Source organism: Cupriavidus sp. HE11 (genome assembly GCF_056097175.1).
Map to the genome: position 1 here is coordinate 1,762,287 of NZ_CP184464.1, position 20,494 is coordinate 1,782,780.

The 20,494-nt window shown below is 67.6% G+C and carries 18 protein-coding genes; 7 read left to right on the forward strand and 11 right to left on the reverse strand.

Annotation, left to right across the window (positions count from 1 at the left end):
* Positions 1-74 precede the first annotated feature (74 nt).
* The 3 genes from ACOABP_RS08280 (at position 75) to ypfJ (ending at position 4,004) form a co-directional block, all read left to right on the forward strand.
* Positions 75-1,397, forward strand: a complete 1,323-nt coding sequence (locus ACOABP_RS08280; protein ID WP_066736727.1) for a glycerate kinase type-2 family protein — start codon at positions 75-77, stop codon at positions 1,395-1,397.
* 44 nt (positions 1,398-1,441) lie between these two features.
* Positions 1,442-2,908, forward strand: coding sequence for a pyruvate kinase (pyk, locus tag ACOABP_RS08285; protein ID WP_474227688.1), 1,467 nt, complete (start codon positions 1,442-1,444; stop codon positions 2,906-2,908).
* A gap of 208 nt (positions 2,909-3,116) precedes the next feature.
* Complete coding sequence (gene ypfJ, locus ACOABP_RS08290; RefSeq protein WP_066736729.1) at positions 3,117-4,004, forward strand: KPN_02809 family neutral zinc metallopeptidase; 888 nt, start codon at positions 3,117-3,119, stop codon at positions 4,002-4,004.
* A gap of 194 nt (positions 4,005-4,198) precedes the next feature.
* Here the strand turns inward: ypfJ and ACOABP_RS08295 are convergent, their stop codons facing one another.
* From ACOABP_RS08295 to ACOABP_RS08330, 8 genes are all read right to left on the reverse strand, one after another.
* On the reverse strand, positions 4,199-4,537 hold the full coding sequence (locus ACOABP_RS08295; RefSeq protein WP_066736734.1) for a hypothetical protein: 339 nt from the start codon (positions 4,535-4,537) through the stop codon (positions 4,199-4,201).
* Positions 4,538-4,859: 322 nt separating this feature from the next.
* Positions 4,860-5,273, reverse strand: coding sequence for a nucleoside diphosphate kinase regulator (gene rnk / locus ACOABP_RS08300; protein WP_066736736.1), 414 nt, complete (start codon positions 5,271-5,273; stop codon positions 4,860-4,862).
* 445 nt (positions 5,274-5,718) lie between these two features.
* Positions 5,719-6,162, reverse strand: coding sequence for a Cd(II)/Pb(II)-responsive transcriptional regulator (locus ACOABP_RS08305; RefSeq protein WP_474227689.1), 444 nt, complete (start codon positions 6,160-6,162; stop codon positions 5,719-5,721).
* A 73-nt stretch (positions 6,163-6,235) separates the two neighbouring features.
* A complete protein-coding gene (speD, locus tag ACOABP_RS08310) occupies positions 6,236-6,622 on the reverse strand; it encodes an adenosylmethionine decarboxylase (protein ID WP_474227690.1) in 387 nt (128 codons plus the stop codon).
* 14 nt (positions 6,623-6,636) lie between these two features.
* Positions 6,637-6,807 (reverse strand): hypothetical protein, encoded by a 171-nt coding sequence (locus tag ACOABP_RS08315; protein WP_474227691.1) that lies wholly within the window; start codon positions 6,805-6,807, stop codon positions 6,637-6,639.
* Between the two features lie 13 nt (positions 6,808-6,820).
* Positions 6,821-8,383 carry a DUF4178 domain-containing protein gene (locus tag ACOABP_RS08320; RefSeq protein ID WP_474227692.1) on the reverse strand — a complete coding sequence of 521 codons (1,563 nt, stop codon included), beginning with the start codon at positions 8,381-8,383 and terminating at the stop codon, positions 6,821-6,823.
* A 6-nt stretch (positions 8,384-8,389) separates the two neighbouring features.
* Positions 8,390-9,439 carry an SPFH domain-containing protein gene (locus tag ACOABP_RS08325; RefSeq protein WP_474227693.1) on the reverse strand — a complete coding sequence of 350 codons (1,050 nt, stop codon included), beginning with the start codon at positions 9,437-9,439 and terminating at the stop codon, positions 8,390-8,392.
* 48 nt (positions 9,440-9,487) lie between these two features.
* Positions 9,488-9,874 carry a DUF350 domain-containing protein gene (locus ACOABP_RS08330; protein WP_474227694.1) on the reverse strand — a complete coding sequence of 129 codons (387 nt, stop codon included), beginning with the start codon at positions 9,872-9,874 and terminating at the stop codon, positions 9,488-9,490.
* A 172-nt stretch (positions 9,875-10,046) separates the two neighbouring features.
* Between ACOABP_RS08330 and ACOABP_RS08335 the strand changes: the two genes are divergently transcribed.
* The 4 genes from ACOABP_RS08335 to htpX all read left to right on the forward strand — a co-directional run bounded on the left by ACOABP_RS08335 (position 10,047) and on the right by htpX (position 14,707).
* Positions 10,047-11,558 carry a polyamine aminopropyltransferase gene (locus ACOABP_RS08335; protein ID WP_474227695.1) on the forward strand — a complete coding sequence of 504 codons (1,512 nt, stop codon included), beginning with the start codon at positions 10,047-10,049 and terminating at the stop codon, positions 11,556-11,558.
* 12 nt (positions 11,559-11,570) lie between these two features.
* Positions 11,571-13,247, forward strand: a complete 1,677-nt coding sequence (locus ACOABP_RS08340) for an NAD(P)-binding protein (RefSeq protein ID WP_474227696.1) — start codon at positions 11,571-11,573, stop codon at positions 13,245-13,247.
* A 92-nt stretch (positions 13,248-13,339) separates the two neighbouring features.
* A complete protein-coding gene (locus ACOABP_RS08345; RefSeq protein WP_474227697.1) occupies positions 13,340-13,714 on the forward strand; it encodes a hypothetical protein in 375 nt (124 codons plus the stop codon).
* A gap of 114 nt (positions 13,715-13,828) precedes the next feature.
* Positions 13,829-14,707, forward strand: coding sequence for a protease HtpX (htpX, locus tag ACOABP_RS08350; protein ID WP_474227698.1), 879 nt, complete (start codon positions 13,829-13,831; stop codon positions 14,705-14,707).
* A 32-nt stretch (positions 14,708-14,739) separates the two neighbouring features.
* Here the strand turns inward: htpX and ACOABP_RS08355 are convergent, their stop codons facing one another.
* The 3 genes from ACOABP_RS08355 to ACOABP_RS08365 all read right to left on the reverse strand — a co-directional run bounded on the left by ACOABP_RS08355 (position 14,740) and on the right by ACOABP_RS08365 (position 20,397).
* Positions 14,740-15,771 (reverse strand): GlxA family transcriptional regulator, encoded by a 1,032-nt coding sequence (locus ACOABP_RS08355; protein ID WP_474227699.1) that lies wholly within the window; start codon positions 15,769-15,771, stop codon positions 14,740-14,742.
* Positions 15,772-15,862: 91 nt separating this feature from the next.
* A complete protein-coding gene (locus ACOABP_RS08360) occupies positions 15,863-17,068 on the reverse strand; it encodes an MFS transporter (RefSeq protein ID WP_474227700.1) in 1,206 nt (401 codons plus the stop codon).
* A 134-nt stretch (positions 17,069-17,202) separates the two neighbouring features.
* Entirely contained in the window at positions 17,203-20,397 is a 3,195-nt protein-coding gene (locus tag ACOABP_RS08365; RefSeq protein WP_474227701.1) for a bifunctional cytochrome P450/NADPH--P450 reductase, read from the reverse strand.
* Positions 20,398-20,494 lie beyond the last annotated feature (97 nt).

Consider the following 20,494-nt stretch of genomic DNA (forward strand, 5'->3'; position numbering starts at 1 on the left):
GCAATAGCAGTATTGCAGTCGCCTTCGCGTGAAGGCGACTGCATCGTTTTTCCCCAAGATTCCTCAGGATTCGCATGTTCGCCACCGACGCCAACGCCGCCCTGCTTTCGCCACAGCGGCAGACCGACTATCGCAACCCCGCCCAGGCCCGCACGCTGCTGCGCGACCTGTTCGATACGGCAGTGGCCGCTGTAAGTGCCAGCCATTGCCTGCCGCCGCACCTGCCGCAGCCGCCAAAGGGCCGCACCGTGGTAATCGGCGCAGGCAAGGCCGCCGCCGCGATGGCACAGGCCGTGGACGCGCACTGGCAAGGCGAACTGTCGGGTCTGGTGGTCACGCGCTATGACCATGGCGCCGACTGCCACCGCATCGAAGTGGTAGAGGCCGCGCACCCCGTGCCCGATGCCGCAGGCCAGCAGGCCGCGCAGCGCATGGTGGAACTGGTGCAGGGCCTGACTGCCGATGACCTCGTACTTTGCCTGATTTCTGGCGGCGGCTCGGCATTGCTGGCCGCCCCTGCGCCCGGCATCACGCTGGCCGACAAGCAGGCCGTGAACAAGGCGCTGCTGCGCAGCGGTGCCAGCATTGGCGAGATGAACTGCGTGCGCAAGCATCTTTCCGCGCTCAAGGGTGGCCGCCTGGCCCTGGCCTGCGCACCGGCCCGCGTGGAAACGCTGCTGATTTCCGATATCCCCGGCGATGATCCGACGCTGATCGCCAGCGGCCCCACGCTGCCCGACGCCACCACGTGCGCCGACGCGCTTGCGGTCATTGCCAAGTACGACATCGACCTGCCCGCCAACGTGCGCGCACATCTGGAGTCTGGCGCCGGTGAAACGCCCAAGCCCGGCGATGCCCGCTTCGACGGCCACCGCAGCGTCACGCTCGCCAGCGCGCAGCAGTCGCTGGAAGCCGCTGCGGCCCGCGCGCGCGAACTGGGCCTGACCGCGCACATCCTGTCGGACAGCATCGAAGGCGAAGCCCGTGACGTGGCCGAAGTGCATGCGGCCATCGCCCGCCAGATCGTCGCCCACGGGCAGCCGTTCCAGAAGCCGTGCGTGATCCTGTCCGGCGGCGAGACCACGGTCACGGTGCGCGGCAACGGCCGGGGCGGCCGCAATGCCGAATTCCTGCTGTCGCTGGCCGTGGCACTGGACGGCCTGCCCGGCGTACATGCGATTGCCGGCGACACCGACGGCATCGATGGTTCCGAAGACAACGCCGGTGCGCTGCTGGGCCCCGACACGCTGACGCGCGCCGCCGCACGTGGCCTGTCGGCCCGCGCCCACCTGGACAACAACGACGGGTACGGCTTCTTTGCCGGTATCGACGACCTGATCGTGACCGGCCCGACCCGCACCAACGTCAACGATTTCCGCGCGATCCTGATCGTCTGAGATCGCGAGCTGCAGCATAAAAGAGGATGGAGAAGGAGACTTTCATGAGACGCCAGCGCAAAGCGAAGATCTTGGCCACCCTGGGCCCGGCCAGCTCGGACATCGCGGTGATCCGCCAGCTGTTCGACGCCGGAGCCGACGTGTTCCGCCTGAACTTCAGCCACGGCACGCACGATGACCATCGCGCCCGCTACGACGCCGTGCGCCAGGTGGAGGCCGAGACCGGCCGCCCCATCGCAATCCTGGCCGACCTGCAGGGCCCCAAGCTGCGCATCGGCACGTTTGCCGTGGGCAAGGTTGCGGTGCGCACCGGCGACACGTTCGTGCTGGACAGCGACCCCACACCCGGCGACGGCACGCGCGTCTACCTGCCGCACCCGGAGCTGTTCAAGGCCGCCAGCTCGGGACAGTCGCTGCTGATCGACGATGGCAAGGTGCGCCTGAACATCGAGTCGGTGTCGGCAGGCAGCATCACCACGCGCGTGGCCAACAACGGCACGCTGTCCGACCGCAAGGGCGTGAACGTGCCCGACGCCGTGATCCCGATCCCCGCGCTGACCGACAAGGACCGCAAGGACCTGGCGTTCGCGCTGGAACTGGGCGCCGACTGGATTGCGCTGTCGTTCGTGCAGCGGCCGTCGGATATCGTCGAGGCGCGCGAGATCATCGGCACGCGTGCCGGCGTGCTGTCGAAGATCGAGAAGCCGGCCGCGCTGCAGCAGCTTGACGAGATCGTGCGCGTGTCCGATGCCGTGATGGTGGCGCGTGGCGACCTGGGCGTGGAACTGCCGCCCGAGCGCGTGCCCGGCGTGCAGAAGCGCATCCTGCGCGTCTGCCGCCAGCTGGGCAAGCCGGTGGTGATCGCCACGCAGATGCTGGAATCGATGATCGATTCGCCGGTGCCCACGCGCGCCGAGGCCTCGGACGTGGCCAGCGCCATCTACGACGGCGCCGATGCGGTGATGCTGTCGGCCGAGTCGGCCAACGGTCGCCATCCGGTGCCGGCCGTGTCGATGATGGATCGCATCATCACCGAGGTGGAGCGCGATCCGCTCTACCGCAACATGATCGACGCCCAGCACGAGGTGCCGCTTTCCACGCGCCAGGACGCAATCTGCGCCGCGCTGCGCGAGGTCACGCACATCATCGGCGCCAAGGCCACGGTGACGTACACGTCGTCTGGGGCCACCGCACTGCGCGCCGCACGCGAACGGCCGTGCGCACCGATCGTCAGTATCACGCCGAACCTGGACATCGCACGCCGGCTGGCCATCACATGGGGTGTGCATTCGACGGTGAGCCCGGACGTGCAGAGCGTGGACGAGATGGTGGAGGCCGCGGCACGCGCCGCGCTGGTGGAAGGCTATGCCGCACCGGGCGACCAGATCACCATCGCGGCCGGCATGCCGTTCGGCCAGGGCGGCACGACCAACCTGCTGCGCGTCGCAGAGGTAGGCACGGAAGTGGCCGCGCTGGACATCAGCAGGGCCCCCGCATCGGCCACCGTCTGACGACTGCACGACACATCGCGATTTCCCTTGCGTAGGACGGGCTGACCCCCTGTCCAACCCGCCGCCCGCGCCGATCCAGCCCGATTGGCGCGGGCGGCGCTTTTTTTGACATCGCGATACGTGCGTGCCGCCGGGGCGCAAGGCGCGGTTGCCATTGCCGTTGCTATACTCCATCGGCATAACAGAACCGCCGACGGAGCGTAACAAGATGCGTCTCGATGACGAAGCCGAAAGCCAGAATGTGGAGGACCGCCGCGGTGGAGGTGGCGGATTCGGCTTGCCGATCGGCGGCAAGTCGATCGGGATTGGCACGGTCATCATTGCGCTGGCCGCGTCGTACTTCTTTGGCATCGATCCGTCGCTGATTTTCCAGGGCGCGTCGGTGATCCAGGGCCAGCAGCAACCGGCACCGCAATCGCAGGCGCAGCCGCACCGGCCGCCCGCCGCCGACCAGTTGTCCGTGTTCACGCGCAAGGTGCTGGGCAATACCGAGCGCACCTGGGAACACATCTTCGAAACCGACCTGAACCGCCGCTATGCACCGCCCACGCTGGTGATGTTCACCGGTGCCACGCCCACCGCGTGCGGCACGGGGCAGTCGGCCATGGGGCCGTTCTACTGTCCGGCCGACCAGAAAGTCTATATCGACCTGTCGTTCTACAACGAACTGCGCCAGCGCTTTGGCGCCGGCGGTGACTTTGCGCAGGCCTATGTGATCGCGCACGAAGTCGGCCATCACGTACAGAACCTGCTTGGCGTATCGAACAAGGTGGACGCCGCGCGCCGCCGCATGGGCGAGGCGCAGGCCAACCAGCTTTCCGTGCGCATGGAACTGCAGGCCGACTGCCTGGCCGGTGTCTGGGCCGCCACGGCCGGCAAGCTCAACCAGCAGCTGCTGGAACCGGGCGATATCGAACAGGGCCTGAAGGCTGCCGCCGCCATCGGCGACGACCGGCTGCAAAAGCAGTCGCAGGGCTATGTGGTGCCCGAGGCGTTCACGCACGGCACCAGCGAACAACGCGTGCGCTGGCTGCGCCAGGGCCTGACGACCGGAGACATCCGCAAGTGCGACACGTTCGCGCAGCGGCAACTCTGACGGTACTTCGGAAAAATCAGGAAAGTACTACGAGGGGAACGACGAGGACTGCAGGCGGGGCAAAAATCACCTGCGCGACTTGAGAGAGAAGGAGGAGGTCGGTCGCGCAGGTGGGAGAGAAACCGGAAATCAGAATCGGCGGCCCGGGGGTGACCCGGAACCGCCGATTTGCGTTCTGGCGGACTGACAGGTCATCAGACCTTGTAGCCGTACAGATCGCCGTTGCGCGAGTTGTCCAGCGCGGAGCCGGAGATCTCGCCACTGAAGCTGCGTGCGCCTTCGCCGAAGCTGTCGAACTTGCCCTGGCGGGCACCGTCCGTGTAGGTGTCGAACTTGCGTTGGCCGTCGCTGAAGAAATCGTACTTGCCGATCTTCGAGCCTTCACTGTACGTGTCGAACTTGCCTTGGCGCGCGGCATCGGCATACACGTCGAACTTTCCGACCTTCTTGGTCGTGGCGGGCGCGGCGATAGCGGCCGACGCGGCAAACGCGGCGAGCACGAGAGCGCCGCCAAGGATACGTTTGGCGTTCATCTGGGACTCCTTCAACTGATTCACAACTTTTTTATGGATACAGCTGACAACTGCCCGGACGCGCTATCTGTGTAGCGATGCGAGCACGGACTGAAGGTTAGTGGCTAGCACTTCTACGAGAAATACCGCTGCGACGAATGGTGCGTTGCTCGCCGTGAAATGCCGGGTCTGTGGATGAACGGTAGGGGTTGGCGACCGAATGGCCGCCAGGCGGGCTATTCCGCGGTACGGAACTGGGCACCTACCCTGCGGTACGCGCACGGGCAGGTGACAGGCGCTGCGAGGCTTCCGGACTCGCAGCGCGCGCAAGGCGCAGAGGGGCTCAGAGCGTGTAGTGGCCGCTGGCCTCGGGCTGGAAGGCGATGCTGACGATGGTCACGCGCTGGGCGTTGCCATTGGGCAGGCGATAGTCCACGGTCTTGCCGGCGCGCGCGCCCAGCAGAGCCTGACCGATCGGCGACAGCACCGACAGGCGGCCGGCCGCCAGGTCGGCGTCGTCGGGATAAGCCAGCGTCCACTCACGCGGCGCGGCTTCGCCTTCCAGGGTGCAGACGACGCGCGAGTTCATCGTCACGACATCCTTGGGAATGGCATCGGGCGACACGATGGCTGCGCGGGCCAGCAGTTCGTCGAGCATCTCGTCAAGCTCGGCGGTGCCGGCGCGGCTGGCGATGCCCTCCAGGCGCGTCACGTCCAGTTCGGTCAGGTAGAGGGTCGGGTTCTTGGTCTTTGCCATGGCAGTGCCTCTCGCAAAAGCGGCGGCCGCGTGTCGGTACAACGATCCGGCGCAGGCGGCAGCCGTTGGGAAATCGGTCGGGCCGGCGCGCACAGGCGCCGGTGGTGTTACAGCGGAAAAGCGTGGTGGCTCGGGCCCGGTTCGGCACCGGACCCTTGCTGCTCAGGAGTGGGGTCGGTCAGGCCGGGAACCGGGCAGGATCAAGCGGGGCGTTGATCCGGCGGGTGGCGGTGATGGGCTGCGCCACCGTGCGCGCGCGCGCCGGTCGCATAGTGCGAACCAGGACAAGGGCGGCGGACGGAAAGTGGCGAGACATCGTAGGAAATTTCGGAAAAAGGCGTCTCTCGGACGCGAACGGCCATGCTAGCACAGCCATCCCGACATGGCCGATGAGAAACATCCCCTGCTCTCGCAGGGACTCACCGTGCGTGAACTGCCAGGCGGTTCAGTGCCGTACGTGGCTCGGGTGGCACTCGCAGCCAGCGCCTTCGGCGGCCTGCTGCAGGTTCTGGAGGATGCCGCATTCGCTGGCCGGATGCGGATTCGGGTTCTCGCAGGTGTGGCGCAAGGCGCGGAGCTGGCCCTCAAGAGCCTCAAGCGCCACACGTTGGGCGTGAATCTGCTCGATCTGGCGATCCAGCAACGTGTCGATGTCGTCGCAGGCCAGCGACGGATTGCGCTGGAAATCCCGCAGCCGGCGCACATCGGCCAGGCTCATGCCCAGCGAGCGGCAGTGGCGCACGAAATTCAGTTGCACCAGATGGCCATCGCCATAGCGGCGGTAGCCGTTGTCCTCGCGCTGCGGGGCATCAAGCAGCCCTTCGCGCTCGTAGTACCGGATGGTTTCCACGTCGCAGCCGCTATGGCGCGACAGTTCGCCGATGCGCATGGTCAGGTCTCCGCACTGGAATCGGTGATTCATCCCTGTAGCAATTACAGGGTTCAGCGATAGTGTAGACCCGTCAGGCCGGACGTGCAGTACCCGGGCCGCGCGCATGGTCTCGCACGTGCCAGTTGGCCGGGCACAGCGCCCGCACCAGGACATCGACGCCCAGTTCCGGCCGGGCCGTGCCGCACATGAAGATATCCACCGCGGCGAAGCCGTACTCGGGCCAGGTGTGGATGCTGATATGCGATTCCTTGAGCAGCAGCACGCCCGTGACGCCCAGCCCGGGGCCGAAATGATGGAGCCGTGCGTCCAGCGGCGTGGCGCCGGCGGCGTGCGCGGCATCGCGCAGCACGCGCTCGATCAGCGTGGCGTCGGTCAGCAATGGCGCAGCCACCCCCTGCATGTCGAGCAGCAGATGGTGGCCCAGCACGGGTGGACAGATCGGCTTTGGGGCGTTCATGGCGGGCTCGTCGCTTACTTGTGGCCACCGCCGGACGACCAGCCGCTGCCGCTGGAGCCACTCCAGCCGCGTGCCGACGAGCGCCCCCCCTTGCCCGACGAGGACGAATCGCCCATCGACGCCATCGTGTAGAACGTGACGCCGAACAGGATGATGATTCCGTAGACCAGGAACAGGAAACGCACGTATCAGCCTCTCTTAATCGCCGTCGCCATCCGCATCCCCGCCGACATCGCGGTCACGGCTGCGCGACTCCGGATCGGTCACGTACTGCACCACCCACAGCGGCGCCCACAGCAGCAGCGTGCCCATCATCAGCCCCGTGAAGTTGCCGTTGCCAAAAAGCGCCAGCGGCCCGTTCAGCAGCCACATGACGACGGCCACGCCCCAGGCCGTATTGCGGCAATAGGCCAGATCACCGGCCGGCGCCGCGGCACGCTTGCCGTCGCGCTCGTTCTTCAGCGCGACCAGCGCCTTGTTGCCCTTGAACCATTGCGCCAGCTGCATGCGGCTGACCATGGTCGAGCGGGTCCAGACGATCTCGGTCGGCGACGCCTCGCGCGTCAGGCGTCGTACGGGCGGCCCGTATTCCGTCAGCCACGTGGCGTCGCCAGCCTGCACGCGCCAGTTGAACGTACCGGCGGCATAGAGCACCGTGCTCTTGTAGTGGAAGCCCTTTTCGTACTTCTGCCCGGCCAGCGTCACCGCGGCCGGCTTCGAGGTATCGGGCCAGACATCGAGCACCTGCACGCGGTCCCAGCCGGCATCCTGCTCCACCAGCCAGATGAGCCCGCTCTGCTCGTTGAACAGCAGGTACTCGACCCATGTCGACGCATCTTCGTCGTCATCGTCGATGCACTGGACCAGCCCCAGCACCGTATAGGGCTTGCCGTCGATCTGGCCCACCTCGCCCGGTGTCAGGCTGGTCTGCAGCGCCTCGATCTCGGCGTGCTTTTCGAGCACGATGGCCGTGGACGTGGTGCAGTCCACCTCGCTATGGCAGCTTGGGCAGACCACGAAGTTCGCCACGCCGGGGCGCCAGCTGATCGGGCTGCCGCAGTGGGGACACGACAGCGGCACGGCCTTGCCGCGATAGCGGTCGGCGGTGGCGCTGATGGCATCGGTTTCGCGCAGGAACTGGGCCTTGAGCTGCGGCAGCGTGACCATGTCGCCCGTGTAGTACGCGGGCGGGTAGCCATCGGCATAGTCGAGCGTCAGGAATTTGTCGGCGGCGCGGAAATCGGCCACCTGGGCGGTCCAGCCGGCGCCCACCTGGAACGGCAGCTCGCCCTCGCCGCCGGTGCAGCGCGCCGCGCGCACGTCGCTGGCCTCGAAGCGCAGGTTGCCGTAGTACATCGGCTCGCCGGGGCGCAGGTGCTCGAAGGCAGGTGCCCGGCTAACCGATGCCTTCCTGGCGTCCTCCGCCGGCACGCGCCGCGTGAGCATGTACTGGCCCGATGCATCGGCCAGCCAGCCGTCGCTGCCATCGTCGAACAGCAGGTACCACTCGTTCCACAGCCCGGCGTCATAGCGCAGCTGGATGCGGCCCACCAGCGTGAAGCCCTGCTCCTGCCAGACCCCGCTGGTGTTGAGCTGCAGCGGCGTGTAGTCCTCCAGCACGGCCGACATCTTGCCGATGTCGCGCACCTGGTCGGCCTCGCGCAGCAAGGTGGTGTGGCAGTACTCGCAGACCGCCATGACCGCGGCGGACGAACGAAAGCTGACCTCCGCGCCGCAGCCCGGACAGTTGACCGTTTGCATCCGGAATCAGCCGACCAGTTTCTTCAGGATCTCCGCCTTGGCCGAATCGAATTCCACCTGCGAGATCAGGCCCTTGTCGAGCAGTTCCTTGAGCTTGCCCAGCCGTGCGGCGGGGTCGTCGGCGGCCGCCGCACCGGCTGCAGCGCCCGCAGCCGCAGCCGCCGGGGTAGCGCCCGCCACGCCCGGGATGCCCGCCACGCCGCCCACCAGCCCACCGGCCATGGCCTGGCCCATCGCCGCACCGGCCGCCAGGCCTGCGCCCAGGCCGGCCACGCCGCCTTCGTTCTGCGCCGCCAGCGGGATCGAGCTGGCTACCTGGTACTGGGTGTACTTCGCCATATCGCCCATCATGCCCATCGAGATACGCGTGTCGATGGCCTTCTGCAGTTCCTCGGGCAGCGACACGTTGGTCACCGCGAAGTTGTCCAGCGCCACGCCATAACGCGCGAACTCGGGCACCAGCTTGTCGCGGATGGCCTGCGCCATCAGCGTCTGGTTGGCCGCCATGTCCAGGAACGGAATCGACGACGCGCCCAGCGTGCTGGTCATGGTGGCGATCAGCAGGTTGCGCAGCTGTTCTTCCACCTCGTCGCGCGTGTACTCGGCGCGCGTGCCGCTGATCTCGGTATAGAACAGCTTCGGGTCGGCAATCTTGTACGAGTACAGCCCGAACGCGCGCAGCCGCACCATGCCGAAGTCCGCATCGCGGATCGTGATCGGCTGGGCCGTGCCCCACTTGCGGCCGATCTGCAGGCGGGTGCTGAAGAAGTAGACATCCGACTTGAACGGCGATTCGAACAGCTTGTCCCAGTTCTTCAGGTACGTCAGCACCGGCAGCGTCTGGGTGGTCAGCTTGTACATGCCGGGCCCGAACACGTCGGCGATCTTGCCTTCGTTGACGAAGACCGCCATCTGCGATTCGCGCACGGTCAGGCTGCCGCCGTACTGGATCTCCATGTCCTCCATCGGGTGGCGCCAGGCCAGCACGCCGTCCGTATCCTCGGTCCACTGGAGGATGTCGATGAACTGCTTCTTGATAAATGACCCGATACTCATTTCAGCACCTCTCGAAGGGTGAATGCTTTGCCGCGCGCCCGCCAGGCGTCAGGACAGGCAGGCCGCGTTGAGCACCCCGACCGTGACCGAGATCGTGCCCATCAGGCCGCCCATGGCGATGTTGTTCGATTCGATGGCCGCGTCCATGTCCGGCAGCGCGCGCGCCAGCGCGGCGTAGACCACGGCCTGCACCACCATCGCTCCGAGCGACCACACCAGGAACATCAGGAAGGTGTCGTTATGCTGGATGCTCGATGACAGCGTGAAGCAGAAGCCAAGCGTGCTGCCGCCCAGCGACAGCGCGGCCGCCACGTTGCCCTGGCGGATCAGCGTGAACTCGTGGAACGGCGTGATCCTGGTGTAGACTCCGACGAACACGACCAGCAGCACAAGGCTTGCCAGCAGATGCTCGACGTAGGCATAGATTGGTAGCATGTTTCGGGTCGTTTCTGACGTGTGTTTGGGGTGGTCCCGCCCTGCCGATGCGATGCCGCATTAAGATAGCGGCAAAGTATATCCGCAGTCGCATTTTTCCCAATACCAGTATTTATGACATTGCCGGACGCTGTTGCGTACCGGCCCATCTCCTGCTGCACGCCGCCGCCCCATGCGCGACCGTACCCTAGTCCTGTCGGTGTTGATCGTAGCCTCTTGCGGGCTTGGCTACGAACTGATTGCCGGCGCCCTGTCCAGCTATCTGCTGGGCGATTCGATCCTCCAGTTCTCTTCCATCATAGGCTGCTACCTGTTCGCCATGGGCGTGGGCTCCTGGCTGTCGCGGTATGTGAAGGACGAGGACGTGCTGTCGCGTTTTATCGACATCGAGATCCTGGTCGGCCTGCTGGGCGGCATCTCTGCGGCGCTGCTGTTCGTGGTGTTCGCCTGGCTGTCCGCGCCGTTCCGCACCGCGCTCTACGCGCTGGTGTTCGTGATCGGGTTGCTGGTGGGCATGGAGATCCCGCTGGTGATGCGCATTCTCAATGCGCGCAAGACCCAGTTCAGCGAGCTGGTGAGCCGCGTGCTGACGTTCGACTACCTGGGCGCGCTGGCCGTCTCGCTGGTGTTTCCGCTCGTGCTGGCGCCACGCCTGGGGCTGTCGCGCACGGGCTTCCTGTTCGGCATGCTCAACGTGGCCGTGGCGCTGTTCACGCTGCGCATCTTCCGTAACGAGATCCAGGGCACGACGTTGCGCACGATGCGGGCCGGCATCGTGTTCGCGCTGCTGACCGCGGGCTTTGCCGGCTCCACGCACCTGACGCGCTGGGCCGAGCGCGGCATGTTCGGCGACGAGATCATCCACAGCGAGACCACGCCCTACCAGCGACTGGTGATCACGCGCTGGAAGGACGACCTGCGGCTGTACATCAACGGCAACCTGCAGTTCTCGTCGCGCGACGAGCATCGCTATCACGAGGCGCTGGTGCATCCGGTGCTGCAGGCACTGCCATGGGCGCGCCGCGTGCTGGTGATCGGTGGCGGCGACGGGCTGGCCCTGCGCGAGATCCTCAAGTACCAGGGGATCGAGCACGTGACGCTGGTGGATCTGGACCCCGCCATGACCACGCTGTTCTCGCGCAGCGAGCCATTGCGCGCGCTGAACCAGGGGTCGCTGACCGACCGGCGCGTGACGGTGGTCAACGCCGACGCCGCGCAATGGCTGGAGCAGAGCCAGGACAGCTTCGACGCGATCATCGTCGACCTGCCCGATCCGTCGAACTTCGGGCTCGGCAAGCTCTATTCGGTGCCGATGTACCGCCTGCTGTCGCGCCACCTGGCCGAGAAGGGCTACGCGGTGGTGCAGTCCACCTCGCCCTACTACGCGCCGCGCTCGTTCTGGGATATCGCCGCCACGCTGCGCGAAGCCGGCCTGCACACGTGGCCGTACCACACCTATGTACCGTCATTCGGTGAATGGGGCTTTATCCTGGCCGGCAAGCGCGCCGACTACACGCCGCCCGCGCGCTACGACGTGCCGCTGAAATTTCTCGATGCCGACAGCACGAAGCTGATGTTCAGCTTCCCTGCCGACATGGCGCCGCGCGAAGGCCAGGCGAACCGGCTCAACGAACAGACGCTGGTGCATGACTTCGAGCGGGACTGGCGCAACGTGATCCGGTAACCGCCAACGGCCATGGATCGACGTCGCTTCCTGATTGCCGCGGCCGGCACCGCGCTGGCCGGCTGCGAGCGCATCGGCAACGATGCCGCGCACTTTCTGGCCGGGCTTGGCCTGCACGAGCCAACACCGGTGGTGTTGCGGCCCGGCATGGCCGAAGGGCACGCGCTGCGCGACGCGCACCGCTGGGCACCGCCCGTGGGCGAGCAGCGCGTGGATGTGGCGATCCTGGGCAGTGGCGTCGGTGGCCTGTCGGCGGCCTGGCAGTTGTCGCGCGCCGGCCTGCGCAACTTCGTCATGCTCGACGGCCCCGAGTTTGGCGGCAATGCCTCGGGCGGACAATTCGGCGACATCGGCTTTCCGCGCGGCGCGCACTACCTGCCGCTGCCTTCGGCCGAATCCACCCACGTCCGCGAGATGCTGGCCGACGTGGGCGTGATCGAGCGCGACCCGTTCGATGCCCGGCCACGCTTCGACGAACGCGCGCTGGTGCATGCCCCCGAAGAGCGCCTGTTCTTCGACGGTACATGGCAGGACGGCCTGCTGCCCGACAGCGACACCCACCACGACCAGCACGCGCGCTTTCTCGCGCAGGTGGACAAGCTGCGCACTGCCGTGGGCAGCGACGGCCGCAAGGTGTTCGCGATTCCGCTGGCCCAGTCGTCGCGCGACGCGGCCTGGCTGGCGCTCGACTGCCAGACCTTCCGGCAATGGCTGACCGCGCAGGGCTACAACGCGCCCACGTTGCACTGGTATGCCGACTACTGCTGCCGCGACGACTATGGCGCCGGGGCCGACGTGGTCTCCGCCTGGGCCGGGCTGCATTACTTCGCCAGCCGTGGCGGGCATGCCAGCAATGCGGCCGATGGCGCCGTGCTGACCTGGCCCGATGGCTTGCACGGGCTGGTCACGCGGCTGATGGCCCGGATCGATGCGCGCATGGGCGCCGGGCGCCCGTGGCGGCGCGGCGGCATGGCGGTTCGGATCGAGCCGGACACGAACGGCGCGGGCGCAAGCGTGCTGTGTGCCGAATGGCCCGATGGCCCTGGCCGGCCGCCCAGACTGTCGCGCATCGTGGCGCGCCGCGTGATCTGCGCCATGCCCCTGCACGTGGCCGCGCACCTGATGCCGCTGCAGCCACTGGGGTTCGATCCCGCCATTCACCTGCAGCACCACGCGCCGTGGCTGGTCTCGACCTTCCGCCTGCGCGGCTTTCCGGAAGAACAGGCGGGCGTGCCGCTGGCGTGGGACAACGTCGTCCATGGCTCGCGCGGGCTGGGCTATGTGGTCGCCACGCACCAGTGGATTCGCCAGGCGCGCCCGGCACAAACCGCGTTCACCGCATATACGCCGCTCGATGCCCAGGCCGGCCTGGCCGCCGGCAGCAGCCCCGATGCCGTTCGGCGCTGGCTGGTGGAGGCGTCGCCGTCCGCGCTGATGGATCTGGCCGTCGCCGACCTGCAGGCTGTCTACGGACGCGAATTCTGGCGCCACGCCGACGCCGTGGAAATCACCGCGCGCGGCCATGCGATGGCGACGCCGGTGCCAGGTTTCCTTGCCAATGCGGGTCTGGCCGCCTTGCGCGCAGCCGATGGCCCGGTGCTGTTCGCACACGCCGACCTGTCCGGCCTGTCGGTGTTCGAGGAAGCGGCCTGGTGGGGCACGCGTGCCGCCTTGAGAATCGTCGGATAGTCACCGGCGCGCGCATCGGGCGCCCTGCCGGCCGGCGCGCCATCCTGTAGAATCGACGCCATCGTTTCCTGTCTTGTGCGTCACCCGCCCCCGTGCATCCGCTTCGCCTCCTGTTGATGATCGTGCTGCTTGCCTTCCTGCCGCTGCAGGCCTGGGCCGGCATTGGCATGTCCACGGTAGGCCCCGACATGGTGCAGGCGCCTCATGTGGCCGCCATAGCGCAAGACAACGTGGCGGTGGCCGCCGACCAGGCTGACTTTTCCGCCACGCCGGCATCGTCCGACACTTCCAGTCCAGCCGATCAGGCAGAGCCTACGCCGCCCGGCGCCGACTTTGCCGAGCAGTTGCTGCCCGCGCCCCTGCCGCGCGTGGTGACATCGGCCGCCCGTGGCGCCGTGCCGCGCTACGCGGCCGCTGCGCTGCCCGATCCCGACCTGCCCCTGCTGCCGCGCCCGCCGCGCGGCTGATCCCGCTTGCGCGCGGCCGACATTGCCGCGCCTACCCTTGTCGCCTGGCACGCCGGATGCGTGCCGTGCGCGCCTGCGGCCCGTCCGCGTCCTTACCTGTACTGCCCCACAACCATGAAACGTATTTTCCTGTTCCTGGCGACCAACATCGCCGTCATGCTCGTACTCAGTATCACGGCCAGCCTGCTGGGCGTGAACCGCTTCCTGACGTCCAACGGGCTGAACCTCGGCATGCTGCTGGCCTTTGCCGCGCTGATGGGCTTTGGCGGTTCGTTCATCTCGCTGCTGATGTCCAAGACCATCGCCAAGTGGTCCACCGGTGCCCAGGTCATCACCCATCCGGGCACCAGCACCGAACTCTGGCTGGTGCAGACCGTCCAGAAACTTGCCACGCGCGCCGGCCTGCCGATGCCCGAGGTAGCCATCTACGACGGCGAGCCCAACGCATTTGCCACGGGCGCGTCGAAGAACAGCTCGCTGGTGGCCGTATCCACGGGCCTGCTGCAATCGATGTCGCACGACGAGGTGGAGGCCGTGCTGGCGCACGAAGTGGCCCACATCGCCAATGGCGACATGGTCACGCTGACGCTGATCCAGGGCGTGGTGAACGCGTTCGTGATCTTCATGGCACGCGTGGTCGGCTACTTTGTCGACTCGTGGCTGCGCCGCAATGACGAGGAATCGAGCGGCCCCGGCATCGGCTACATGATCACGGTGGTGGTCTGCGAGATCGTGTTCGGCATCCTGGCCAGCATTATCGTGGCAGCGTTCTCGCGCCACCGCGAGTACCGCGCCGATGCCGGCGCGGCAGGCCTGATGGGCACGCCCGTGCCGATGGTGGGCGCATTGCGTCGCCTGGGCGGCCTGGACGCAGACGGCCTGCCGCAGAACATGCAGGCCATGGGCATCTCGGGCGGCAAGTCGTGGATGGCGCTGTTCTCCAGCCACCCGCCGATCGAATCGCGTATCGCCGCGCTGCAGAACGCCCGCTGACGCGGGTACGGCCGGCGGCGTCGCCAGTACGGCTACGCCGCCAGCCCGTCTTCCCCTTCCGCCATCCCGTCAGATCGGAACGCAGCCCGATAGCGCTCGGGCGTGGTCTGCACATGGCGCAGGAACGCCTGCCGCATGACATCGGCGTTGCCGAACCCGGTGGCATGCGCGATCGCCTCCAGCCGGCGGTTGGTGCCTTCCAGCAGCCGCCGCACGGCTTCCACGCGTAGCCGCTCCACGTAGCGTGCTGGCGTTTCTCCTACCTGCTTGGCAAAGACCCGCGCGAAGTTGCGCGGGCTCATGGCCGCCTGTTCGGCCAGCACGCCGACCGACAGATCACGACCGAGGTTATCCGCGATCCACGTCTGCAGCGCACGCAGTTCCGGGCTTTGCGCGGCCTGTGCGCGCAGCACGGTGGAAAACTGCGCCTGGCTGCCGGGACGGCGCAGGAACATCACCAGCTCGCGCGCCACTTCCAGCGACACCGCATGCCCGAGGTCTTCCTCGACCAGCGCCAGCGACAGGTCCATGCCAGCGGTGACGCCGGCCGAGGTGTAGAAGCGTCCTGCACGAATCCAGATCGGATCGGCATCCACGGTGAGTTCCGGGTGGCGTTGTGCCAGCCGTTCGGCGTGCCGCCAATGCGTGGTCACGCGCTGGCCGTCGAGCAGGCCGGTGCGGCACAGCGCGAAGGCACCAGTGCATACGGCACCCATGCGCCGTACCGTGCCGGCCTGCTCGCGCAGCCAGCCGATCAGCCGCGCATCATCGGCCGCGGCGCGCGAGCCAGCACCGCCGGAGATCAGCAGCGTATCGATGGGCTTGCCGGTCCGGCTGGCGATCTGGTGGTACGGCGCCTCGGCCAGCAAGCGCAGCCCGCATTCGGTATGCACGATGGCATCGTCGCTGACGCTGGCCACGTGAACCTCGTACGCCGGCTGGTCGCGGCCGCACAGCTTGTTCGCCGTACTGAAGACCGCCGTCGGTCCGGTGACGTCGAGTTCCTGAGATGGATCTGGCGCGACGATCACCACGACGCGCGGCGGGTCTGGAACGAGGTGCATGATGTGTTGCGTGATGGGTGATTGGTGCGCTCCCCTCTCCCGCCTGCGGGAGAGGGGTCGGGGCAGAGGGCTGGCGCTTGCGTTGCCACGATCATACTGCCGCCGCCATCGCCGCCGCCCGTTCCCGGCGCTGCCACGCCAGCGTCACGACCAACGCGACGCCCAGCGCCGGCAGCACCGCCAGGTTCACCCCCTGCCAGCCCCAGACCGTCAGTACCTGACCCGCCGCCAGCGTGGCGATTGCAGTCAGCACCGCCGAGGAAAACTCGCTGACCGATTGCGTGCGCGCCCGTTCGCTGGGCCGGTAGCTGCCGGCCAGCAGCGTCGTGCCACCCACCGACATGAAGTTCCAGCCCATGCCCAGGCACAGCAGTGCCACATAGAACGCCGCCAGCGACGTCGAGCACAGCGCCACCACGGCAGCCATTGCGGACAGCGCGATGCCGGCCACCAGCATCACCGGATTGCCGAAACGCTGCAGCAACCATCCCGAGAAGAACGACGGCGCGTACATGCCCACCAGGTGCCATTCGATGATCTGCGCGCCCTGTGTGATGGTGTGGTTGCAGGCGATGGCCGCAATCGGCGTGGCCGTCATCACGAACATCATCACGGCGTTGCCGATGCCATTGTTGGCAAACGACGCCAGGAATACCGGCTGCCGGACAATCTCGCCCAGCGGGCGCGCGGGCCGGGTGTCCGCCGCGGCGGCGGCCAGGGCGGCCGGCGATTCGCGGTACGCCAGCATCAGCAGCATCACGGTCAGCGCGCCGAAGACCGCCACCACCGCGTAGGACCCGGCAAACGGTGTCGGCAGCATCATGTCGGCGCTCCACGCAGCGATGGCGGGGCCGCACACGGCAGCGACCACGCCTCCGGTCAGCACCACCGAGATCACACGGGGCTTTTCTGGCGCGGGCGCGGCATCGGCGGCGGCCAGCCGGTAAAAGCGGGCGAACGACTGGAACACGCCCACCAGCGCCGTGCCAACGCAGAACAGCCAGAAGTCATGGCGCCAGATGGCCGCCACCGACACCCATCCGCCCAGCATGCAGGCCACGCCGCCCAGGCAGAACGCGAAGCGGCGCCCGAAGCGCTCGATCACGAACGGCACGCCCATGGCCGTGGCCGCGCCCGCCACGGTAATCAGCGCGAACGGCAGCGTGGCAAGCGCCTTGGCGGGCGCCAGCGTATAGCCGACCAGCCCGGTCAGTGTCAGGTCGACGGATATGGCGGACGTGAACAGGGCCTGGCACAGCGCCAGCACGCGCGCTTGCCGCATCGCAGGGGAAGCCATCGGAGTCTCCGGATTCTGGAAATGGGATGCTTTCCAGCGTACGGCCCCGGCCAGGCGGCCGACGGACAATGTTCAGCGGAATCCTGCCAAGCGCCGGGGTCACCCCCGGCACCAACCCGGCGCTCCAGGGGTTGTCAGTTGAACACGTCCTGCCGGTAGCGGCCCTGCGCGACCAGACCGGCGAACCAGTCCGACGCCGCCTCGGGGGTCATGCCGCCCTGCTCCGCGCCGATCTCGATCAGCACCTGCCGCACGGCAGGCGCCATGCGGCGGCCGTCGCCGCAGACATAGACCATCGCCCCGGCCTGCAGCTGTACCCAGACCTGCGCGCGCCGCTGCCAGAGCAGGTCCTGCGCATAGCGCGCCTTGCCCGCCAGCACCGAATACGCGGTGTGGACCTCGGCAACGCCGGCTTCGGCCCAGGCTGCGATTTCGTCGTGGAACAGCCAGTCGTGCCCGGGATGGCGGCAGCCGAAATACAACTGCACCGGCGTGAGCGGCTGCCCGGCCGCCCGCTGGGCGGCGCGTTCTTCCAGAAAGCCCCGAAACGGCGCGATGCCAGTACCGGGGCCGATCAGCAACATCGGCACCGACGGATCGGCTGGCGGGGCGAATGGCGGATTCGGCGTGCGGATCGACGCCGACACGCGTGCGCCTGGCGGCAGCGCCTGCAGCCATGTCGATGCCACACCCCGGAACTGGCCGTGCCCCGACAGCGCCGGCGCCCAGACCGTACCCACCAGCAGCGTGGCGACGTCGGGTGAGACCAGCGGCGACGACGCAATCGAATAGAAGCGCGGCCGCATCGGCACCGTGCAGGCCAGCAGTTGCGGGAGCATCAGCGTGATGGCCGGGAAGCGGACCAGGACATCGAGCACGTTCAGGCGCCGCGCGGCCACCTGGGCGGCGTAGCCGGTATCGGCATCGTCCGCGGCCAGTTGCTCCAGCGCCTGCCGCGTGAACGGGCAGCGCGTGGCCTGGGCCAGCGACCGCAGCGTCTGGCGCGACACTACATCCTGCAACTCGACAAAGTGCGTCAGCAGTTGCCGCAATGGCAGCGTTTCGCCAATTGGCAGCCCGCGCCCGGCACCTTGCGGGGCCGACAGCGTGACCATGGCATCGGGATCGAGGTCGAGCCGTTCGCAGAGCGCCATCACCTGCGTGGCATCGTTTTGTGGCCAGACGGCGACATGATCGCCCGTCTGATAGGTGGTCCCCGGCGGCAGTTGCAGCCGGATGTCGCGCGTCGACGTGCGCGGCGCCTCGATGGCGAAGTCCCAAAGCCCGGCCGGATCGCCAACCAGTTCGGTATTGGTCAGCACCGTGAAGGTCTGCGTGCCGGCCGGCAGCGTGTCGGCGCGCATGGCATCGACGCTGCGCAACTGCACGTCCACGCTGATGCCGCCCGCGCTGGCGCCATCGGCCTGCAGCGCCTGCCACAGCTGCGCCAGCCAGCGCTCTGCCGCCTGGTCGAAGTCGGCGTTGCCATCGGCTTCGCCACGCGGCAGCAGCGGTACGGCGCCGGCGGCCGAGAAGAAGTCGAACACGCGGCGCGGGAAGGCCTGGTACGTCGCCCATTGCGAATTGCCGCAACCCAGCAGCGCCAGACGCAGGCCTTCGGCGCGGTAACCGCTGGCGCTGCCGGCATCGAGCATCGCTTCGAACCGGCGACCGGAATCCGGAGCGCGGCCGTTGTAGGTGGCCGCCACCACGACCAGCAGGCCCGATGTGGGCAAGGCATTCACCACATCGTCCAGATCGGCCAGCGTGGCGTCGAACCCGGCCGCCACGGCGCCGCCGTGGATTTGCTCGGCCAGCTCGCGCGCAGTGCCCAGGCTCGACGCGCACAGCACGGTCATGTTCTGGCCGTTGCCGCGCACGTCGGCCTGCGCGGCGTCGGCCACCTCCCCGGCAACGGCCGGCACGGCAATCCGCTCGTGCGGACGCCGCCGCCGGGCGCGCAGCACGAAATTGTCGGGCTTGATCGTCAGTGTTTCCTTGAGCCGGAACTGGTAGTCGTAAGGGTCGTGGAACGCGAAGTTGCGCAGCATCAGCGCCAGTGCCAGCTTGGCCTCGGTCAGCGCGAACTGGCGGCCGATGCAGGCCCGCTCGCCATGGCCGAACGGCATGTAGGCATGCGCGGGCAGCTTCGCCTCGTTCTCGGGCAGGAAGCGGTCGATGTCGAACCGCTCCGGGTTTTCCCACACCTTCGGATCGCGATGCAGCGCCGTCAGCACCACCGAGATGCGACGGTTCTGCCGCAAGCGGTAGCGGCCGCCGATCACCACATCGTCGAACGGCGCCACCGCGAAAGCCGGCGCGGTGGGCCACAGGCGTAGTGTTTCCTTCAACACGCGGTCCAGCACGGGCAGGCGTGCCAGGTCGGCGTAGACGGGCGGGGCATCGCCGGGCAGCACGGCATCCACCTCGGCATAGGCCTGGGCCAGCACGGCCGGATTGCGCAGCAGTTCGTACAGCGTGAAGGTCAGCAGGCCGCTGGTGGTCTCGTGGCCGGCGATCAGGAATGTGATGACCTGGTTGCGGATATTGGCGTCGTCGAGCTGGCGATCCGTTTCGGGGTCGCGCGCCTCGAGCATCAGGTTCAGCAGGTCCATGCCCGGCCGGGGCGCGGCGCGGCGCTGGCGGATCACGTCGTCCACCAGGTTGCGCATATAGGCCACATCGTCCGCGAACTGGCGATGCGCGCGGCCCATGAAACGGTCCTGGACCGGCAGCCGCGTGAGCTTGCGCATGGCCTCCTCCAGCGCACCCACCATCGCCACGATAAACGGGTCCAGCTGCTCGCTGGCGAACGATTCGAAGTCGTAGCCGAAGCCGGACAGCGCGATGGTGTCGAGCGTCAGCCGCGTCATGTCGTCGGCCACGGCAATGTCGGCGTCGGGCCCCTTGTGGTCCCACTTGTCCACCAGCCGGTTGGCGACGCGCAGCATCACGTCGAAGTAGCCCTTCATCGCACGCTGGCTGAACGCGGGCATCAGGATGCGATGCGCGCAGCCCCAGTTCGGCTCGTCGCTATGGGCGGTGAACAGGCCGTCGCCGGCCATGTCGCGCAGATACGACAGCGGCGGGCCGATGATCTTGCGAAAGCGCGCCGGGTCGCACACTTCGGCCACCAGCGCCACCGACGACACGAATGGCACGCGCCGGCCAGCAAAGTCGAGCTCGAAGATGCCGTCGTGATGGCGGCTGCGCGCCAGCAGATGCTGGCCGACTTCGCCGGGCGTGATCTGGAACAGGTTGCCGACGATGGGCCAGCCCGGGTCGCGCGGGATCGGTTCCAGGGCGGCGGCGGCAGTGACGGATGACATGGATGGGGCTTCCCTTGTCGAGATCGGAAATGGCTGGGCAGCGTGATGCCAGAGCATGCCTGTCTATCGCCGCATTGTCCCGCCCACTCTTCGTCCG

Bases quoted from the DNA above. Each gene is read 5' to 3' on its own strand.
- ACOABP_RS08360 (WP_474227700.1), bottom strand. From the start codon at position 17,068: ATGGCTTCCCCTGCGATGCGGCAAGCGCGCGTGCTGGCGCTGTGCCAG.
- ACOABP_RS08280 (WP_066736727.1), top strand. From the start codon at position 75: ATGTTCGCCACCGACGCCAACGCCGCCCTGCTTTCGCCACAGCGGCAG.
- htpX (WP_474227698.1), top strand. From the start codon at position 13,829: ATGAAACGTATTTTCCTGTTCCTGGCGACCAACATCGCCGTCATGCTC.
- ACOABP_RS08365 (WP_474227701.1), bottom strand. From the start codon at position 20,397: ATGTCATCCGTCACTGCCGCCGCCGCCCTGGAACCGATCCCGCGCGAC.
- rnk (WP_066736736.1), bottom strand. From the start codon at position 5,273: ATGGCAAAGACCAAGAACCCGACCCTCTACCTGACCGAACTGGACGTG.
- ACOABP_RS08340 (WP_474227696.1), top strand. From the start codon at position 11,571: ATGGATCGACGTCGCTTCCTGATTGCCGCGGCCGGCACCGCGCTGGCC.
- pyk (WP_474227688.1), top strand. From the start codon at position 1,442: ATGAGACGCCAGCGCAAAGCGAAGATCTTGGCCACCCTGGGCCCGGCC.
- ACOABP_RS08320 (WP_474227692.1), bottom strand. From the start codon at position 8,383: ATGCAAACGGTCAACTGTCCGGGCTGCGGCGCGGAGGTCAGCTTTCGT.
- ACOABP_RS08295 (WP_066736734.1), bottom strand. From the start codon at position 4,537: ATGAACGCCAAACGTATCCTTGGCGGCGCTCTCGTGCTCGCCGCGTTT.
- ypfJ (WP_066736729.1), top strand. From the start codon at position 3,117: ATGCGTCTCGATGACGAAGCCGAAAGCCAGAATGTGGAGGACCGCCGC.
- ACOABP_RS08335 (WP_474227695.1), top strand. From the start codon at position 10,047: ATGCGCGACCGTACCCTAGTCCTGTCGGTGTTGATCGTAGCCTCTTGC.
- ACOABP_RS08330 (WP_474227694.1), bottom strand. From the start codon at position 9,874: ATGCTACCAATCTATGCCTACGTCGAGCATCTGCTGGCAAGCCTTGTG.
- ACOABP_RS08355 (WP_474227699.1), bottom strand. From the start codon at position 15,771: ATGCACCTCGTTCCAGACCCGCCGCGCGTCGTGGTGATCGTCGCGCCA.
- ACOABP_RS08325 (WP_474227693.1), bottom strand. From the start codon at position 9,439: ATGAGTATCGGGTCATTTATCAAGAAGCAGTTCATCGACATCCTCCAG.
- speD (WP_474227690.1), bottom strand. From the start codon at position 6,622: ATGAACGCCCCAAAGCCGATCTGTCCACCCGTGCTGGGCCACCATCTG.
- ACOABP_RS08305 (WP_474227689.1), bottom strand. From the start codon at position 6,162: ATGCGCATCGGCGAACTGTCGCGCCATAGCGGCTGCGACGTGGAAACC.